General features: G+C 72.4%; 14 protein-coding genes. 9 read left to right on the forward strand and 5 right to left on the reverse strand.

Features of this window, described 5'->3' with window-relative positions:
- The first annotated feature begins 107 nt into the window (after positions 1 to 107).
- Positions 108 to 1,370, forward strand: a complete 1,263-nt coding sequence (locus tag ACIGDI_RS28855; protein ID WP_399902488.1) for a glycosyl hydrolase — start codon at positions 108 to 110, stop codon at positions 1,368 to 1,370.
- A gap of 9 nt (positions 1,371 to 1,379) precedes the next feature.
- On the opposite strand, the gene nagZ is transcribed toward ACIGDI_RS28855, so the two are convergent.
- Positions 1,380 to 2,873, reverse strand: a complete 1,494-nt coding sequence (nagZ, locus tag ACIGDI_RS28860; RefSeq protein ID WP_399902490.1) for a beta-N-acetylhexosaminidase — start codon at positions 2,871 to 2,873, stop codon at positions 1,380 to 1,382.
- A 263-nt stretch (positions 2,874 to 3,136) separates the two neighbouring features.
- Here nagZ and ACIGDI_RS28865 point away from each other — a divergent pair, with 263 nt between their 5' ends.
- The gene (locus ACIGDI_RS28865; protein ID WP_272176277.1) at positions 3,137 to 4,174 is read left to right on the forward strand and encodes a lysylphosphatidylglycerol synthase transmembrane domain-containing protein; all 1,038 of its coding nucleotides are present in this window, start codon (positions 3,137 to 3,139) and stop codon (positions 4,172 to 4,174) included.
- Between the two features lie 39 nt (positions 4,175 to 4,213).
- Here the strand turns inward: ACIGDI_RS28865 and msrB are convergent, their stop codons facing one another.
- The 4 genes from msrB to ACIGDI_RS28885 form a co-directional block, all read right to left on the reverse strand.
- Complete coding sequence (msrB, locus tag ACIGDI_RS28870) at positions 4,214 to 4,621, reverse strand: peptide-methionine (R)-S-oxide reductase MsrB (protein ID WP_058922403.1); 408 nt, start codon at positions 4,619 to 4,621, stop codon at positions 4,214 to 4,216.
- Between the two features lie 13 nt (positions 4,622 to 4,634).
- A complete protein-coding gene (gene murC, locus ACIGDI_RS28875) occupies positions 4,635 to 6,023 on the reverse strand; it encodes a UDP-N-acetylmuramate--L-alanine ligase (protein ID WP_399902495.1) in 1,389 nt (462 codons plus the stop codon).
- A gap of 75 nt (positions 6,024 to 6,098) precedes the next feature.
- Positions 6,099 to 6,554: an indole-3-glycerol phosphate synthase gene (locus ACIGDI_RS28880; protein ID WP_399902498.1), complete on the reverse strand. Its 456-nt coding sequence runs from the start codon at positions 6,552 to 6,554 to the stop codon at positions 6,099 to 6,101.
- A 153-nt stretch (positions 6,555 to 6,707) separates the two neighbouring features.
- Complete coding sequence (locus ACIGDI_RS28885) at positions 6,708 to 7,514, reverse strand: pyrimidine reductase family protein (protein WP_399902501.1); 807 nt, start codon at positions 7,512 to 7,514, stop codon at positions 6,708 to 6,710.
- A gap of 37 nt (positions 7,515 to 7,551) precedes the next feature.
- Between ACIGDI_RS28885 and zapE the strand changes: the two genes are divergently transcribed.
- The 7 genes from zapE (at position 7,552) to ACIGDI_RS28920 (ending at position 13,747) form a co-directional block, all read left to right on the forward strand.
- Entirely contained in the window at positions 7,552 to 8,658 is a 1,107-nt protein-coding gene (gene zapE / locus ACIGDI_RS28890) for a cell division protein ZapE (protein WP_399902504.1), read from the forward strand.
- A gap of 154 nt (positions 8,659 to 8,812) precedes the next feature.
- Positions 8,813 to 9,205 (forward strand): hypothetical protein, encoded by a 393-nt coding sequence (locus ACIGDI_RS28895; RefSeq protein WP_399902507.1) that lies wholly within the window; start codon positions 8,813 to 8,815, stop codon positions 9,203 to 9,205.
- Between the two features lie 90 nt (positions 9,206 to 9,295).
- Complete coding sequence (locus ACIGDI_RS28900) at positions 9,296 to 9,874, forward strand: carbonic anhydrase (protein WP_399902510.1); 579 nt, start codon at positions 9,296 to 9,298, stop codon at positions 9,872 to 9,874.
- Positions 9,875 to 9,882: 8 nt separating this feature from the next.
- Positions 9,883 to 11,343, forward strand: coding sequence for a SulP family inorganic anion transporter (locus ACIGDI_RS28905; protein WP_399902513.1), 1,461 nt, complete (start codon positions 9,883 to 9,885; stop codon positions 11,341 to 11,343).
- 100 nt (positions 11,344 to 11,443) lie between these two features.
- A complete protein-coding gene (locus ACIGDI_RS28910) occupies positions 11,444 to 12,235 on the forward strand; it encodes a slipin family protein (protein WP_399902516.1) in 792 nt (263 codons plus the stop codon).
- A 3-nt stretch (positions 12,236 to 12,238) separates the two neighbouring features.
- Positions 12,239 to 12,811 (forward strand): YbhB/YbcL family Raf kinase inhibitor-like protein, encoded by a 573-nt coding sequence (locus ACIGDI_RS28915; RefSeq protein WP_399902519.1) that lies wholly within the window; start codon positions 12,239 to 12,241, stop codon positions 12,809 to 12,811.
- Positions 12,812 to 12,874: 63 nt separating this feature from the next.
- On the forward strand, positions 12,875 to 13,747 hold the full coding sequence (locus tag ACIGDI_RS28920; protein ID WP_399902522.1) for a PPK2 family polyphosphate kinase: 873 nt from the start codon (positions 12,875 to 12,877) through the stop codon (positions 13,745 to 13,747).
- Positions 13,748 to 13,793 lie beyond the last annotated feature (46 nt).

Here is a 13,793-nt window from a genome sequence, read left to right on the forward strand (position 1 = left end):
GGAATCCGAGCCCAAGCCCGACCCCGATCCACCGATCGCTTGGTTCAAATCGCTATTCATTACCGACCATGGTGGTTGATACATTCAGCAACGACAAGACCCGTCCCATGAGGGACACGCCCCGTTCCGGGACCCGGCCCGAGGAGGATCCCATCCCCGCACTCCGCTTCGGCGTCAACTACACGCCCCGCCGCGGCTGGTTCCACTCCTGGCACGACTTCGACCCGGACCACGCCCGCGAGGACCTCGCCCAGATAGCCGGACTCGGCCTCGACCACGTCCGGGTCTTCCACCTCTGGCCGCTGCTCCAGCCCAACCGCACCCTCATCCGCACGGCCGCCGTCGACCAGCTCCTGCGCCTGGTGGACCTGGCGGCCGAGGCCGGCCTCGACGTCATGGTCGACGGCGTGCAGGGCCATCTGTCGAGCTTCGACTTCTACCCGGAGTGGACCCGCAGCTGGCACCACCGCAACGTCTTCACCGACCCCGAGGCGATCGAGGCCCAGGCACGGCTGCTGCGCACCCTCGGCCAGGCCCTGGCCGACCGCCCGAACCTCATCGGCCTCCAGCTCGGCAACGAGCTCAACAACCTGGTCGAGCACAACCCGGTGACGCCCGTGGAGGTGGACCACTACCTCGACACCCTGCTGGCGGCGGCCCGCGAGGCCCTGCCTCCGGGCCGGTTGGTCACCCACTCCGCGTACGACGCGGCCTGGTACGGCGACGACCACCCCTTCACCCCCGAGGCCTCGGCCCGCAAGGGCGACGTGACGACCGTCCACCCGTGGGTGTTCTCGGCCAACTGCGCCCGCCGCTACGGCCCCCGCTCCTTCGAGGTGCTGCACCTCGTCGAGTACGGCACGGAGCTGGCCAAGGCGTACGCCGACGACCCCGCCCGTCCGGTCTGGGTCCAGGAGACCGGCGCCCCGGAACCACACATCCCGGCGGCCGACGCCCCGCACCTCGCCCGCGCCACCCTCCTCGACGCGGCCGAGTGCGCGGACCTCTGGGGCGTGACGTGGTGGTGCTCGCACGACGTGGACCGGTCCCTGGCCGACTACCCGGAACTGGAGTACACGCTGGGGCTGTTCGACTCCGCGGGCCGCCCGAAGCCCATCGCGGAGGCGCTCGCGCGGACGGTCGCCGAACTGCGGGCCCGGTCCACGGCCCCCCGGCCCCGGACCACCGCACTGGTGCTGGACTGCACGCCCGCCACCCGCTCCGTCTCCGGGCCGGGCGGCGCGTACTTCGAAGCGTGGATGCGACTGCGCGAGGAGGGCGGGCGCCCGGCGGTGGTGCTCGCCGAACGGGCGGAGGACACGCGCCACTTGGCGGCGCGGGGTATCGAGAGGACCGTACGGCTGCCCTGACGGGCACCCTCAGACGCCCGCCAGCACCTCGGCCACGGCCCGCAGGTTGACCCGTCCCCGCCCGTAGGAGCACAGATCGCCGCCCTCCGGCAGCCCGGTGTCCACGCGTACCGCGTCCGGGCGCCGGGCCAGCAGGGCGTCGCGCAGCCGGCTCTGCCAGGGGTGGAGCCCGGCGTCGCAGGTGGCCACGACCAGCGGTGCCCTGGCCGAGATGCGCAGGATGCCGTCGGCGAGGGCGGCGGGGTCGGCCGGCTCACCGCTCACCGCGGTGCCGCCCGCCGCCGGGTCGACCAGCCGCAGCTCGCTCAGCAGGTCCTCGCCGCCCCAGTTGAGGGCGGGGTGCGGCGGCGGGAAGAGGTCGACGAGATGGGCGCCGGGCACCGGGGACGGCAGACCACCCCGGGCGCGTACCGCGCGGCGGGCCGCCTCCGCCCCGGCCCCGGCGTCCCACGCCGCGACCGGTCCCGCGACCGGCTTCGCGTACCGTTCCGCGAGCCGCCGTACCCGGCCGGCCGCCTCCAGGATCCGCTCCTCGGCCAGCCGGCCGGAGCGCAACGCGTCCAGCACCTCGTCACGGCAGCCGAGCGAGACCTCCAGGTCCGGTACGGCCACGACGACCTGGTCCGCGCCCGCGGCGAGCGCGATCCGGGCGCCGGCCGCCTCGCCGTAGCGGTCGGCGATCGCCTTCATCTCCAGGGCGTCGCTGACCAGGACGCCTTCGAAACCGAGGTCGAGGCGGAGGATGTCGCCCAGGATGCGGCGGCTGAGGGTGGCGGGGCGGTTGGTGTCGAGCGCCGGGTAGACGACGTGGGCGCTCATCAGCATCGGCACCCCGGCGGCGACGGCCGCGCGGAACGGTTCGAGGTCGGTGAGCAGTTCGCCGTACGGCCGCGGGTCTACGGCCATGTCGTGGTGGCTGTCGGTCTCGGTGCCGCCGTGGCCGGGGAAGTGCTTGGCGCAGGAGGCGATGGACCGGGCCTCGGTGGCGGCGATCCAGGCCCGCAGGTGGCGGGCGGCGAGCTCGGGGTCGGCGCCGAAGGAGCGGGTGCGCACGATGGGGTTGCGCGCATGGTGCTGGAGGTCGGCGACGGGGGCGTAGGAGGCGGTGATGCCGAGGGTGGCGAGGTGACCGGCGAGGGCGTCCGCGCAGCGGGCGGTGAGGTTGGGGTCGTCGACGACGCCGAGGGCGTAGGAGCCGGGGAGCTCGGGGGCGCCCGCGGTGACCAGGTGGCCGATGCCGCCGCCCTCGTTGTCGATCGCGACCAGCAGGTCGGGCCGGATCGCCCGCAGCGCGTCGGTCAGCTCGCGGACCTGCTCCGCGTCACGGATGTTGCGGGTGAACAGGATGACTCCGCCGAGCCCGCGGTCGATGAGCCGCTTGAGGGTGTCGGGGAAGGTCGTGGTGCCCTCGAATCCGGCGACGAGGCAGCGGTGGACCGCCTCGTCCAGCTCGGAGGAGACGGGAGACGGGGGCCGGGTCTCGTAGATGTGCGCGGAGCTCACCTCTAGGATTCTTCTGACTCAATCATCCAGAAGTCAACCCTTAATTGGATGATTGATTCACAGGACGTGCGGTCCTCGGGACAGTGTCCTCCGTGTCCGCCATGTCCGCCATGTCTGTGACGTCGTCGATTCGCCCGCGCCGCTTCGGCTTCCGGACACCGTGCCGTCACACCGTGCGGGAACGGTTCCGCCGTCCCCTCCGCCTCCCGCACGCCCCGTGCCGCACCGCGGTCCGGGCCCGATGTGAAAGGACGGCGTGCGCCGTGTCCCCACCGCCGCTCGACGAACCCCGCGGACCGCTCCCCACGCCCACTCTCGTCCCGGCCGCCGCCTCCCCCGCGCCCCTCACCGGGGTTCTCCCCTCCCCCCGCCCCCGGCTCCGCCAGGTCCTCGTACTGCTCCCGCTGCTCCTGCTCGGTGTCTGGGCGGCGGTCGACTGGCGGACACTGCGCGACGGCACCGTGCGGCTCGGCTCCGCCGACCCGGGGTGGATGCTGGCCGCGCTGTTCTTCACCTGCCTGACCTGGCTGTCCGCCGCGTGCGTGCGGCAGGGGGCGCTGCCCGAGCGGCTGCCGACGGGGCTGCTGATCGCCTCGCAGTTCGCGGCCGGCGCCGCCAACCACGTGCTGCCGGCGAGCCTCGGCGCCCACGCCGTCACCCTGCGCTTCCTGCGCGGCCGGGGCATCCCCCTGGCCCGGGCCACGGCCTCGCTGGCCCTGTACTCGCTGGTGCGGCCGGTCGCCAAGACGCTGGTGCTGCTCGCCTTCCTGCTGGCCTCGCCCGGGCTGCTGCCGCTCGGCGACCTTCTCCCGGACGGCCGCACGTCGACCCTGATCGTGTCCGGGGCGCTCCTCGGCCTGGTGACGACCGTGGTGCTGGCGACGACCGTGCCGCCGCTGCGCCGCCCGGTCCTGGAGTGCGCCCGGGCGGCGCTGACGGACGTACGCGTGCTGCACTCCCGTCCGGCCCGCGTCCTCGCCCTCTGGGGCGGCGCGGCGGCGGCGCCCGTGCTGCAGGCGACGGTGATCTTCTGTGTGGGTGCCGCGCTGGGCCTGCCGCTGACCTGGGCGCAGGTCACCTTCGGGTTCCTGGCCGCCAGCACCGCGGTCGGTTCCGTCCCGGCGCCCGGCGGTATCGGCCCGGTCGACGCGGCCCTGGTGTTCACCCTCGCCGGCGCCTACGGCGCCCCCGTGGAGCTGGCCGCGACGGCCGTGGTCGGCTACCGGGTCCTGACGGTCTGGCTGCCCCTGCTGCCGGGCGCGCTGCTGCTGTCGGTGCTGGTGCAGCGGAAGGTGCTGTGAACCGGCGGCGGGGAGGGCACCCCGCCGCCGGCCGTCAGCTCAGCTCTCGTCCGGCGTCAGCCGCAGCGAGATGGAGTTGATGCAGTACCGCTGGTCCGTGGGCGTCGGATACCCCTCACCCTCGAAGACGTGCCCGAGGTGCGATCCGCACCGGGCGCAGCGCACCTCGGTCCGCACCATCCCGTGCGAGCGGTCCTCGATGAGCTCCACGGCGTCGGAGTCCTTGGGGTCGTAGAAGGACGGCCAGCCGCAGTGGGACTCGAACTTGGTGGTGGAGGTGAACAGTTCGGCGCCGCAGGCCCGGCAGGAGTAGACGCCCTTGGTCTTGGCGTCGGTGTACTCACCGGTGAACGCCGGCTCCGTGGCGGCCTGCCGCAGGACCGCGTACTCGGCCGGGGTCAGCTCCGCACGCCACTGCTCGTCCGGCTTTTCGACGTCGTACGACATGAAGCTCAGCCCCTTACTTTGCGAGACGGTCCAGAATGCGCGGGCCGAGGTCGGTGACGTCGCCCGCGCCCATGGTGAGAACGAGATCACCGGCCTTCGCCATTCCCGCCACCGTCGCCGGCACCTCCGCCTTGTCGTGGACGGCCGTCACGTCCGCGCCCGCGGCCCGCGCGGCCTCGATGATCAGCTCGCTCGTCACCCCGGGGATCGGGTCCTCGCGGGCCGGGTAGATGTCGAGGACGACGGAGGCGTCCGCCAGCGCGAGCGCCTGCCCCATCTCCTTGCCGAGCTCCTGCGTCCGCGAGAACAGGTGGGGCTGGAAGACGACCAGGATGCGGGAGTCACCGGCCGCCGCGCGCATGGCCTCCAGGTCGGCCGTCATCTCCGTCGGGTGGTGGGCGTAGGAGTCGATCACCTGGACCCCGGCCGCCTCGCCCTTCAGCTGCAGCCGCCGCTTCACACCGGTGTACGCGGCCAGCGCGGGCGCCAGCTCGGCGGCCGGGACGCCCAGCGCGACGCCGGCGGCGAGGGCGGCCACGGCGTTGTGCGCGTAGTGCCGGCCGGGGACGGAGACCGCGAAGGTGAACTCCTCGCCGCCGAGCAGGACGGTGACCTCGCTCTTGAGGCCCTGCGCCCGCACCGCCAGCACGCGGACGTCGGCGTCCTGCGCGTCGCCGTACGTCACGGTCCGCAGCGAACCGGCCAGCCGCCGGGTCAGTTCCCGCGCGCCCTCGTGATCGGCGTTGATCACCAGCGTGCCGCCGGGCACGATCCGTCCGGCGAACGTCTCGAAGGACTCGTAGATCTCGTCCATGGAGGCGTAGTTGGCGTGGTGGTCGAGTTCGACGTTGAGGACGATCGCGACCTCGGGCGCGTACTTGTGGAAGCTGCGGTCCGACTCGTCCGCCTCGGCGACGAAGATCTCGCCCTCGCCGTGCAGCGCGTTGGAGCCGGGCGCGTCCAGGTCGCCGCCGATCGCGTACGAGGGGTCGAGGCCGAGTTCGGACAGGGAGACCGCCAGCATGGAGGTGGTGGTGGTCTTGCCGTGCGTACCGGCGACGGCGATGGGACGCAGGCCGGCCATCAGCGCGGCGAGGGCGTCGGACCGGTGCACGACCGGGATGCCCAGCTCGGCCGCGCGGGCCAGCTCCGGGTTGTCCTTGCGGATCGCCGACGACACGATGACACAGCTCGCGTCGTCGGCGAGGTGCCCGGCCGCGTGCCCGATGTGCACGGTCACGCCCAGCGCCCGCAGCGCCGCCGCGGTCTCGGAGTCCTTGGCGTCGCTGCCCGCCACCTTCGCCCCGCGCTGCGCCAGGATCTTCGCGATCCCCGACATCCCGGCGCCGCCGATGCCGATGAAGTGCGGTCGGTCCATGGCGGGGGGAAGGCCGGGTGCCATGCGGTGTCTCCTGGGGTACGGCGGACTATGAGCCACCCAACCCTATGGCACCCGTCCCGGCGCGAGGGCGAGGCCTCAGGCCTTGCTGTGCGAGAACAGCTTCAGCACCGGCACCCCCACCTTGTGGCGCGCCCTGGACGCCCAGTCGCGGTGGAAGAACTCCTCCACGTAGTGGGGGTCGGTCAGCACGATCACCTCGTCCGCGTTCACCTCGTCGACCAGGGTCTTCAGGGCGTCCAGCGGGTGGTCCTCGATCAGCCGCCCCTCGGCCTCGCTGCCCGAGACGCGCAGCGCCTGCAGGGAGACCTCCAGCGCGCGCTCCCCGAAGGGCCGCGCGGCCTCGCCCTCGGGGACCTCACTTTCCCGTGCGGCCTCGTCCAGCTCGCCGAGCGCCACGTCGTCGATCGCCCGGAGCAGGCGGTCCGCCTGATCGCCACGGGGCTGCAGCAGCACGTGGAAAAACACCTGCTCGTCCCCGTGCAAGCCGGTGACGAACTCCACGTCTGCGGACGTCAGGGCCTTCTCGATCATCAATACGCTTGTGAACAACGGGGGCGCCCCTTCTGCGGAAACCATCCTGCCCCGTCGTGTCACGGGGACTGCGAAAATCAGTGTGCCCGCAGGAACCCAAGCGGAACGGAAGATTCCGCCGTTTCCGGGACCATCGGCACCGCTGAACGAATATCAGGTGCGCTGGTAGCGGCCGTACAGGAACCCCTCCTCCTCCAGGAGGGAGACCAGCGCGAAACGTTGCGGAACCGGAACCGACGGCCCGCCGGCGATGCGCTGGGCGTCCCCGGCGGTGAGCATCGGCGACACGGTCACGCAGAGCTCGTCGAGCACGCCCGCGGCCACCAACTGGCCCAGCAGCCGCGGCCCGCCCTCGGTCAGCAGCCGGGTGTGGCCCAGCTCGGCGAGGGCCCGCACGGCACGGTCGGGCTCGACGCCCATGCCGTCACCGGCGATCACCACGCGCGCTCCGGCCTTCTCCGCCGCCGAAACCCTCTCCGGAGCCGCCGCGGCGCCGGTGAGGACCAGGGTCGGCACCAGCGGCGAGGCGAACAGCGGCAGCGAGAAGTCCAGGTCCAGGCTCGCGCTGACCACGGCGATCGCGGGCGCCGGCGCCTGCCCGGCCGCCTCGCGGGCCGCCGCGAACTCCGCCCGCGCGCGGGCGGGCCGGTACCCCTCCTGACGTACCGTTTCCGCTCCGACGACCACGACATCGGCCAGCGCCCGCAGCGTTCCGAAGATGCGCATGTCGGTCGCGTTGGAGATCGGCTGCGACTTCCCGTCGTGCTGCGCCGCCCCGTCGAGCGTGGAGACCATGTTGGCCCGCAGCCAGGGCACCCGCTCGCCGCCGGGGGCCGGCTCGGGGTAGGCGTAGGCGGCGGCGAGCTCGGCGAGGCTCCACTCGCGGTCGTCCGGGCCGCCGGCACTTCCGCCGGAGGCCGTCGGCACTGTCTGGTCGGTCACAGGGAACAGGCGTCGCATGTCGTGCAGTGTTCCACGACGCTTAGCATGGGTAACCGTGTCGTCCATGCCTTCCGCTCCCGGTATCGATGCGATAGCCGACGCGGCCCCCCTGTCCCTGTGCGCCCGTGAGCCCCATGTCCCCGCGGACCGCCTGGTGGCCGAGATGGTGCCGCCGCCGCGCTTCGACTCGGTGCGCTTCAGCACGTACATCCCGGACCCGAACCAGCCCAGCCAGACCGAGGCCGTGCGGGTCCTGGAGGGCTTCGCGGCCGGGCTCGGCGGAGCCCACGCCGTCGGCGGCGGCAGGCGCGGCTTCCTCGGCCTCGGCAGGGCCAGGGCGCCCAAGACGCCGGCCGGCCCCCGCGGGGTCTACCTCGACGGCGGCTACGGCGTCGGCAAGACCCACCTGCTCGCCTCCCTGTGGCACGCCACCCCGGCGGAACCCGCGCTCAAGGCGTTCGGCACCTTCGTCGAGTTGACCAACCTGGTCGGCGCCCTCGGCTTCCAGAAGACGGTGCAGACCCTCTCCGGTCACCGGCTGCTGTGCATCGACGAGTTCGAGCTCGACGACCCGGGCGACACCGTCCTGGTCTCCACCCTGCTGGGCAAGCTGGTCGAGGCGGGCGTCGCCCTGGCCGCCACCTCCAACACCCTGCCCGGCAAGCTCGGCGAGGGCCGCTTCGCGGCGGCCGACTTCCTGCGCGAGATCCAGGGCCTGTCGGCCCGCTTCCGCACCCTGCGCATCGACGGCGAGGACTACCGCCACCGCGGTCTGCCCGAGGCGCCGGCGCCGTACTCGGACGAGCAGGTGACGAAGGCCGCCCACGCCACCGAGGGCGCCTCGCTCGACGACTTCCCGCGGCTTCTCGGCCACTTGGCGAGGGTTCACCCCAGCCGCTACGGCGCCCTGACCGACGGCCTGAGGGCGGTCTGCCTCACCGGCGTCGAGCCGGTGCCCGACCAGTCGACGGCGCTGCGGCTCGTCGTGCTCGCGGACCGGCTCTACGACCGTGAGGTACCCGTCCTCGCCTCCGGGGCGTCCTTCGACCGGCTGTTCAGCGAGGAGATGCTCAACGGCGGCTACCGCAAGAAGTACTTCCGGGCGATCTCCCGGCTCACCGCCCTGGCCCGGGACGGCGCGCGGCTCGTCACGACCGACTAGATCACGCCATCCCAGCAACGCATTTCAGGCTCTCTTCAGCTGGAAACGTCGAGTTAACCCTGCAAACAACTTTGCAGGGTTAACGTGTTTCTTGACCGATGGTTGACCATCCTTTGGTCGACGCAAAAGCCGTGGTGCGTGGGGAGGGAGGGGCATGTCACGAGGTGGGACGAGGTCGTCCGCGGTGGCCCTGCTCGCCGCCGTCCTGCTCGCCCTCCAGTTCTTCGCACCGACCGCCTCCTTCGCAGCCGCGCACACGGCCCGTCATGCAGTGGCCAAGGACCTGCCCGGAACCAACCCCTCCGGCAAGGCGCTGCGTGACGAGTCGGCCACGTTCCGCCACTGCGACCACTCCGGCGTTCCCACCGGTCCCCTGCGCACCCGCGACCGCCACACGAACACCGGATGCGCTTTCGAGGAGCCCGAGCGCCAGCCCCTGGCCGGGGACCCGGCGTCCGGTCACGAACCCCTCGCGCTGCGCGCCCTTCTTCTGTCGAGACCCTCGACATCCCACTCTCCGGCGGCACTTCAGGTCTTCCGCTGCTGAGAGAGCCGAGCAGAACAGAGCAGTTCCCCCACCCTGTCCTGCCCACACCGACGCGCCCCCCACGGCGCGCCAGGAGGAGACGCCAACATCATGCAGCCCCTCATCGACAACGCCCGTACGTTCGGACAGCGCCCTGAGGAGTTCGCCAAACTCGCCGAAGGCCAGTCCCCGCAGGTGCTGTTCATCACCTGCTCCGACTCCAGGGTCGTACCGGCCCTGATCACCGGCGCCCGCCCGGGCGAGCTCTTCGAGCTGCGCACCGCGGGCAACATCGTCCCCCCGTACGCCTCCGAGCACCCCACCAGCGAGGCCTGCACCATCGAGTACGCCGTGGAGGTCCTCGGCGTCTCCGACGTCGTGGTGTGCGGACACTCGCACTGCGGCGCCGTCGGCGCACTGGTGCGCGGCGACGACCTGGACGCCGTACCCGCCGTGCGCGACTGGCTCTCCCACGCCACCCCGCGACCCTCGGGCACGGTCGAGGACCCGACCGTCGCCGAGGGGGTCCAGAGCCACGTCCTGACCCAGTTGCTGAGGCTGCGCTCGTACCCGTACATCGACAAGAAGCTGGCGGACGGGCGGCTGACCCTGCACGCCTGGTTCTACGAGGTCCACACCGGCGCCGTACTGGCGCACGACCCGGCCGCCGACGCCTTCAAGGCCCTGTGAGCGCGGCGATGACGACCAAATACCCTCACCTGCGGCAGGACTTCCTCGCCTCCATAGTCGTCTTCCTGGTCGCCGTGCCGCTGTGCGTCGGCGTGGCGGTCGCCTCCGGCGTGCCGGCGGAACTGGGCCTGGTCACCGGCATCGTGGGCGGCCTCGTCACCGGGTTCCTGCCCGGCAGCAGCCTCCAGGTCTCGGGGCCGGCCGCCGGTCTGACCGTGCTGGTCTTCGAGGCCGTCAGCGAGTTCGGGGTCGGCACCCTCGGCGTCATCGTGCTGATGGCCGGCCTGTTCCAGCTCGCCATGGGCTTCTTCAAGATAGGCCGCTGGTTCCGGGCGATATCCGTCTCCGTCGTCGAGGGCATGCTCTGCGGCATCGGCCTGGTGATCATCGCCGGGCAGATCTACGCCGCGGCGGGGCTGAAGGCCCCTCAGACCGGCATCGGCAAGATCGCGGGCCTGCCCGGGGCGTTCGCCGACGCCCTCGGCAGCAGCAAGGCCCTGGCCTCGCTCGCCATCGGCGCGGGCACCATCGCCGTCATCGTGCTGTGGAAGAGGCTGCCCAAGGCGGTGCGGTCCGTGCCGGGCGCCCTGGCCGCGGTGGTCCTGGCCACGGTCGCCACGCTCGCCCTTGGCCTGCCCGTCGCCACCGTCGAGGTGGAGGGCCTGTTCGGGGTCGTCCAGCTGCCGGGCGCCGACGCCTTCGGCGAGCTGGCCACCCCGGCCGTCTGGGGCACCATCGTGGCGTTCACGCTGATCGCCTCGGCGGAGAGCCTGTTCAGCGCGGCGGCCGTGGACCGGCTGCACGACGGTCCGCGCACCGAGTACGACAAGGAGATGGTCGCCCAGGGCGTGGGCAACACCGTCTGCGGTCTGCTCGGCGCCCTGCCGATGACCGCGGTGATCGTGCGCAGCTCCGCCAACGTCAACGCGGGCGCCAGGACCAAGGCCTCGCGGGTGCTGCACGGCGCGTGGCTGCTGCTGTTCGCCGCCGCCCTGCCGTCCGCCCTGGCGCTGGTCCCCATCCCGGCCCTGGCCGGCATCCTCGTCCACGCGGGCTGGAAGCTGATCCCGTTCCGCCAGATCACGGCCCTGTGGCGCGGCCACAAGGGCGAGGCGCTGATCCTCGTGGTCACGGCCGTGTCGATCGTCGCGGTGAACATGTTCGAGGGCGTGCTCATCGGTCTGGCCCTGTCCGTGGTCAAGACCGCCTGGGAGGCCTCGCACCTCAAGACCGAGATCGTCGACAAGGGCGCCGGCCCCGTCCAGGTCCATCTGACGGGCAACGCCACCTTCCTGCGGCTGCCGAAGATCCTCGACAGCCTGGAGGCGCTGCCCCAGGACCGCCCGGTGGAGCTGGACCTCTCCGGCCTGCACCACCTGGACCACGCCTGCCGCACGGCGCTGCGGAACTGGGCGGAACGGCACAGCTCGGCCGGCACCGAGCCGGTGCGCGTGACGACGGCGGCCTGACCACCCGATGGCCGGTCCCGGGCCCTTCGTGGCCCGGGACCGGCCATCGGGCATATCGTTGCAGGGGCAGACAGAAAGACCTCTCACAGAGGGGGTCACCATGGTCCCTGAGCTGGTGACGGCAGCCGTCGCGGTGGGGTCCGCCGGCCTCGTCTACGTGGCGGCCGCGGCGCGCGTGGTCAAACAGTACGAGCGCGGGGTGCTCTTCCGGCTCGGGCGGCTCGGCGGTGAGGTGCGCGGCCCCGGGTTCACGATGATCGTGCCGTTCGTGGACCGGCTGGCCAAGGTCAACATGCAGATCGTCACGCTGCCGATCCCGGCGCAGGAGGGCATCACCCGGGACAACGTGACCGTGCGCGTGGACGCCGTCGTCTACTTCAAGGTCATCGACGCGGCGGCGGCGCTCGTCAACGTCGAGGACTACAAGTTCGCCGTGTCGCAGATGGCGCAGACGTCGCTGCGCTCGATCATCGGCAAGAGCGACCTCGACGACCTGCTCTCCAACCGGGAGAAGCTCAACCAGGGCCTGGAGCTGATGATCGACAGCCCGGCCATCGGCTGGGGCGTGCAGATCGACCGCGTGGAGATCAAGGACGTGTCGCTGCCGGAGTCGATGAAGCGCTCCATGGCCCGCCAGGCCGAGGCCGACCGCGAGCGCCGGGCCCGCATCATCAACGCCGACGCCGAACTCCAGGCCTCCAAGAAGCTCGCCGAGGCAGCCAAGGAGATGTCCGAGCAGCCCGCCGCACTGCAACTGCGGCTGCTGCAGACGGTGGTCGCCGTCGCCGCCGAGAAGAACTCGACGCTGGTGCTGCCCTTCCCGGTGGAGCTGCTCCGCTTCCTGGAGAGGGCCCAGGAACAGCACCCGCCCAAACCCCAGCTGGAGAAGTGACGGGTGCCGCGCGGTACGGACCGCGGCCTCGCGATCGTGGCCCTCGCGGCGCTGACGGGGCTCGTGTCGGCCTGCGGGGACGGCGGAGGGGGCACGTCCGTCCCCGCGCCCAGCGCCGCGCACCGCATCGCCGTGTCCAGTCCCGCCTTCGACGACGGCGGCACGATCCCGCGCCGCCACACCTGCGACGGCGAGGACGTCTCCCCTCCCCTGGCCTTCTCCGGCGTTCCCGCCACCGCCACCACCCTGGCCGTCCTGGTCCAGGACCCCGACGCCCCGCACGGCGCCTTCACCCACTGGCTGCTGTGGAACGCGGACGCGAGACGGACCAGCTGGCCGGCCGGGCAGGTGCCCACGGGGGCGGCACAGGGCCGCAACGGCTTCGGCAAGCAGGGGTACGGCGGCCCCTGCCCGCCCAAGGGCACCAGGGACAGCCCCCACCAGTACGTCTTCTCGGTCTACGCCACCGACCGCACCCTGCGCCTGCCCGCCGGCGCCTCGGCCGACGCGCTGAAGCGCGCGCTGACGGGCCACACCCTGGCAACAGGCACCCTGACGGGCCGTTACGGCCGCTGATCGCTGGCAACTCGCGCCCACAGACCGCAGGATCGAGGAAGACCGGACCGGAAGGGGTGTCCCGTGTCCCAGGACGGCAGGAAGCAGAAGGCCGCGACGGATCTCCGGACGCTGCTGCGCGTGCCCCGTGGCGAACAGATCGACCTGGCGGCGCACGACCCCCGGGCCGTCCCCGCCGGGCCCGGCGGCAAGTCCGCGGGCCGGGCGGCCACCGCCCGGCTGGGCAAGCGCCTCGCCGGCCTGCAGGAACGCCTCTGGGCCGCGGGCCTGACGGGCGACCGCCGCCGGGTGCTGCTGGTGCTGCAGGGCATGGACACCAGCGGCAAGGGCGGCACGATCAAACACGTGGTGGGGCTGCTCAACCCGGCCGGCTGCCGGGTGAAGGGCTTCCGCGCCCCCACCCCTGAGGAGCGCGAGCACCACTTCCTCTGGCGGATCGAACGCGAACTCCCCCGCCCCGGCGAAGTCGGCGCCTTCGACCGCTCGCACTACGAGGACGTCCTCGTCCCCCGCGTCCGCGCGCTGGTCCCCCGTGACGAGATCGAGCGCCGCTACGACGAGATCAACCGCTTCGAGCAGCGCCTGGTCGACGACCGGGTCACCGTCGTCAAGTGCTTCCTGCACATCTCCTACGAGGAGCAGTGCCGCCGCCTCCTCAGGCGCCTCGACCGCCCCGACAAGCGCTGGAAGTTCAGCCCCGGCGACATCGACGACCGCGCGCTGTGGCCCGCCTACCAGGAGGCGTACGAGATCGCGCTGCACCGCTGCTCGACGCCGTACGCCCCCTGGTACGTGATCCCGGCGGACCGCAAGTGGTACCGCGACTGGGCGATCGCCCGACTGCTCCTGGAGCACCTCCACGCGCTGGACCCGCGCTACCCGGAGCCGGACTACGACCTGGAGGAGTGCCGGGAGCGGCTGCTGAAAGGGGCTTGATGCCCGGCACGGGTGCGCCGGTCCGTAAATAGGGCGATTCGCCCCC

The sequence above is a fragment of the Streptomyces sp. NPDC085900 genome, assembly GCF_044540925.1.
In the GTDB taxonomy this organism is placed as follows: domain Bacteria; phylum Actinomycetota; class Actinomycetes; order Streptomycetales; family Streptomycetaceae; genus Streptomyces; species Streptomyces gilvifuscus.

Bases quoted from the DNA above. Each gene is read 5' to 3' on its own strand.
- ACIGDI_RS28885 (WP_399902501.1), bottom strand. From the start codon at position 7,514: ATGCGACGCCTGTTCCCTGTGACCGACCAGACAGTGCCGACGGCCTCC.
- ACIGDI_RS28900 (WP_399902510.1), top strand. From the start codon at position 9,296: ATGCAGCCCCTCATCGACAACGCCCGTACGTTCGGACAGCGCCCTGAG.
- msrB (WP_058922403.1), bottom strand. From the start codon at position 4,621: ATGTCGTACGACGTCGAAAAGCCGGACGAGCAGTGGCGTGCGGAGCTG.
- ACIGDI_RS28895 (WP_399902507.1), top strand. From the start codon at position 8,813: ATGTCACGAGGTGGGACGAGGTCGTCCGCGGTGGCCCTGCTCGCCGCC.
- ACIGDI_RS28855 (WP_399902488.1), top strand. From the start codon at position 108: ATGAGGGACACGCCCCGTTCCGGGACCCGGCCCGAGGAGGATCCCATC.
- ACIGDI_RS28880 (WP_399902498.1), bottom strand. From the start codon at position 6,554: ATGATCGAGAAGGCCCTGACGTCCGCAGACGTGGAGTTCGTCACCGGC.
- ACIGDI_RS28905 (WP_399902513.1), top strand. From the start codon at position 9,883: ATGACGACCAAATACCCTCACCTGCGGCAGGACTTCCTCGCCTCCATA.
- ACIGDI_RS28910 (WP_399902516.1), top strand. From the start codon at position 11,444: ATGGTCCCTGAGCTGGTGACGGCAGCCGTCGCGGTGGGGTCCGCCGGC.
- murC (WP_399902495.1), bottom strand. From the start codon at position 6,023: ATGGCACCCGGCCTTCCCCCCGCCATGGACCGACCGCACTTCATCGGC.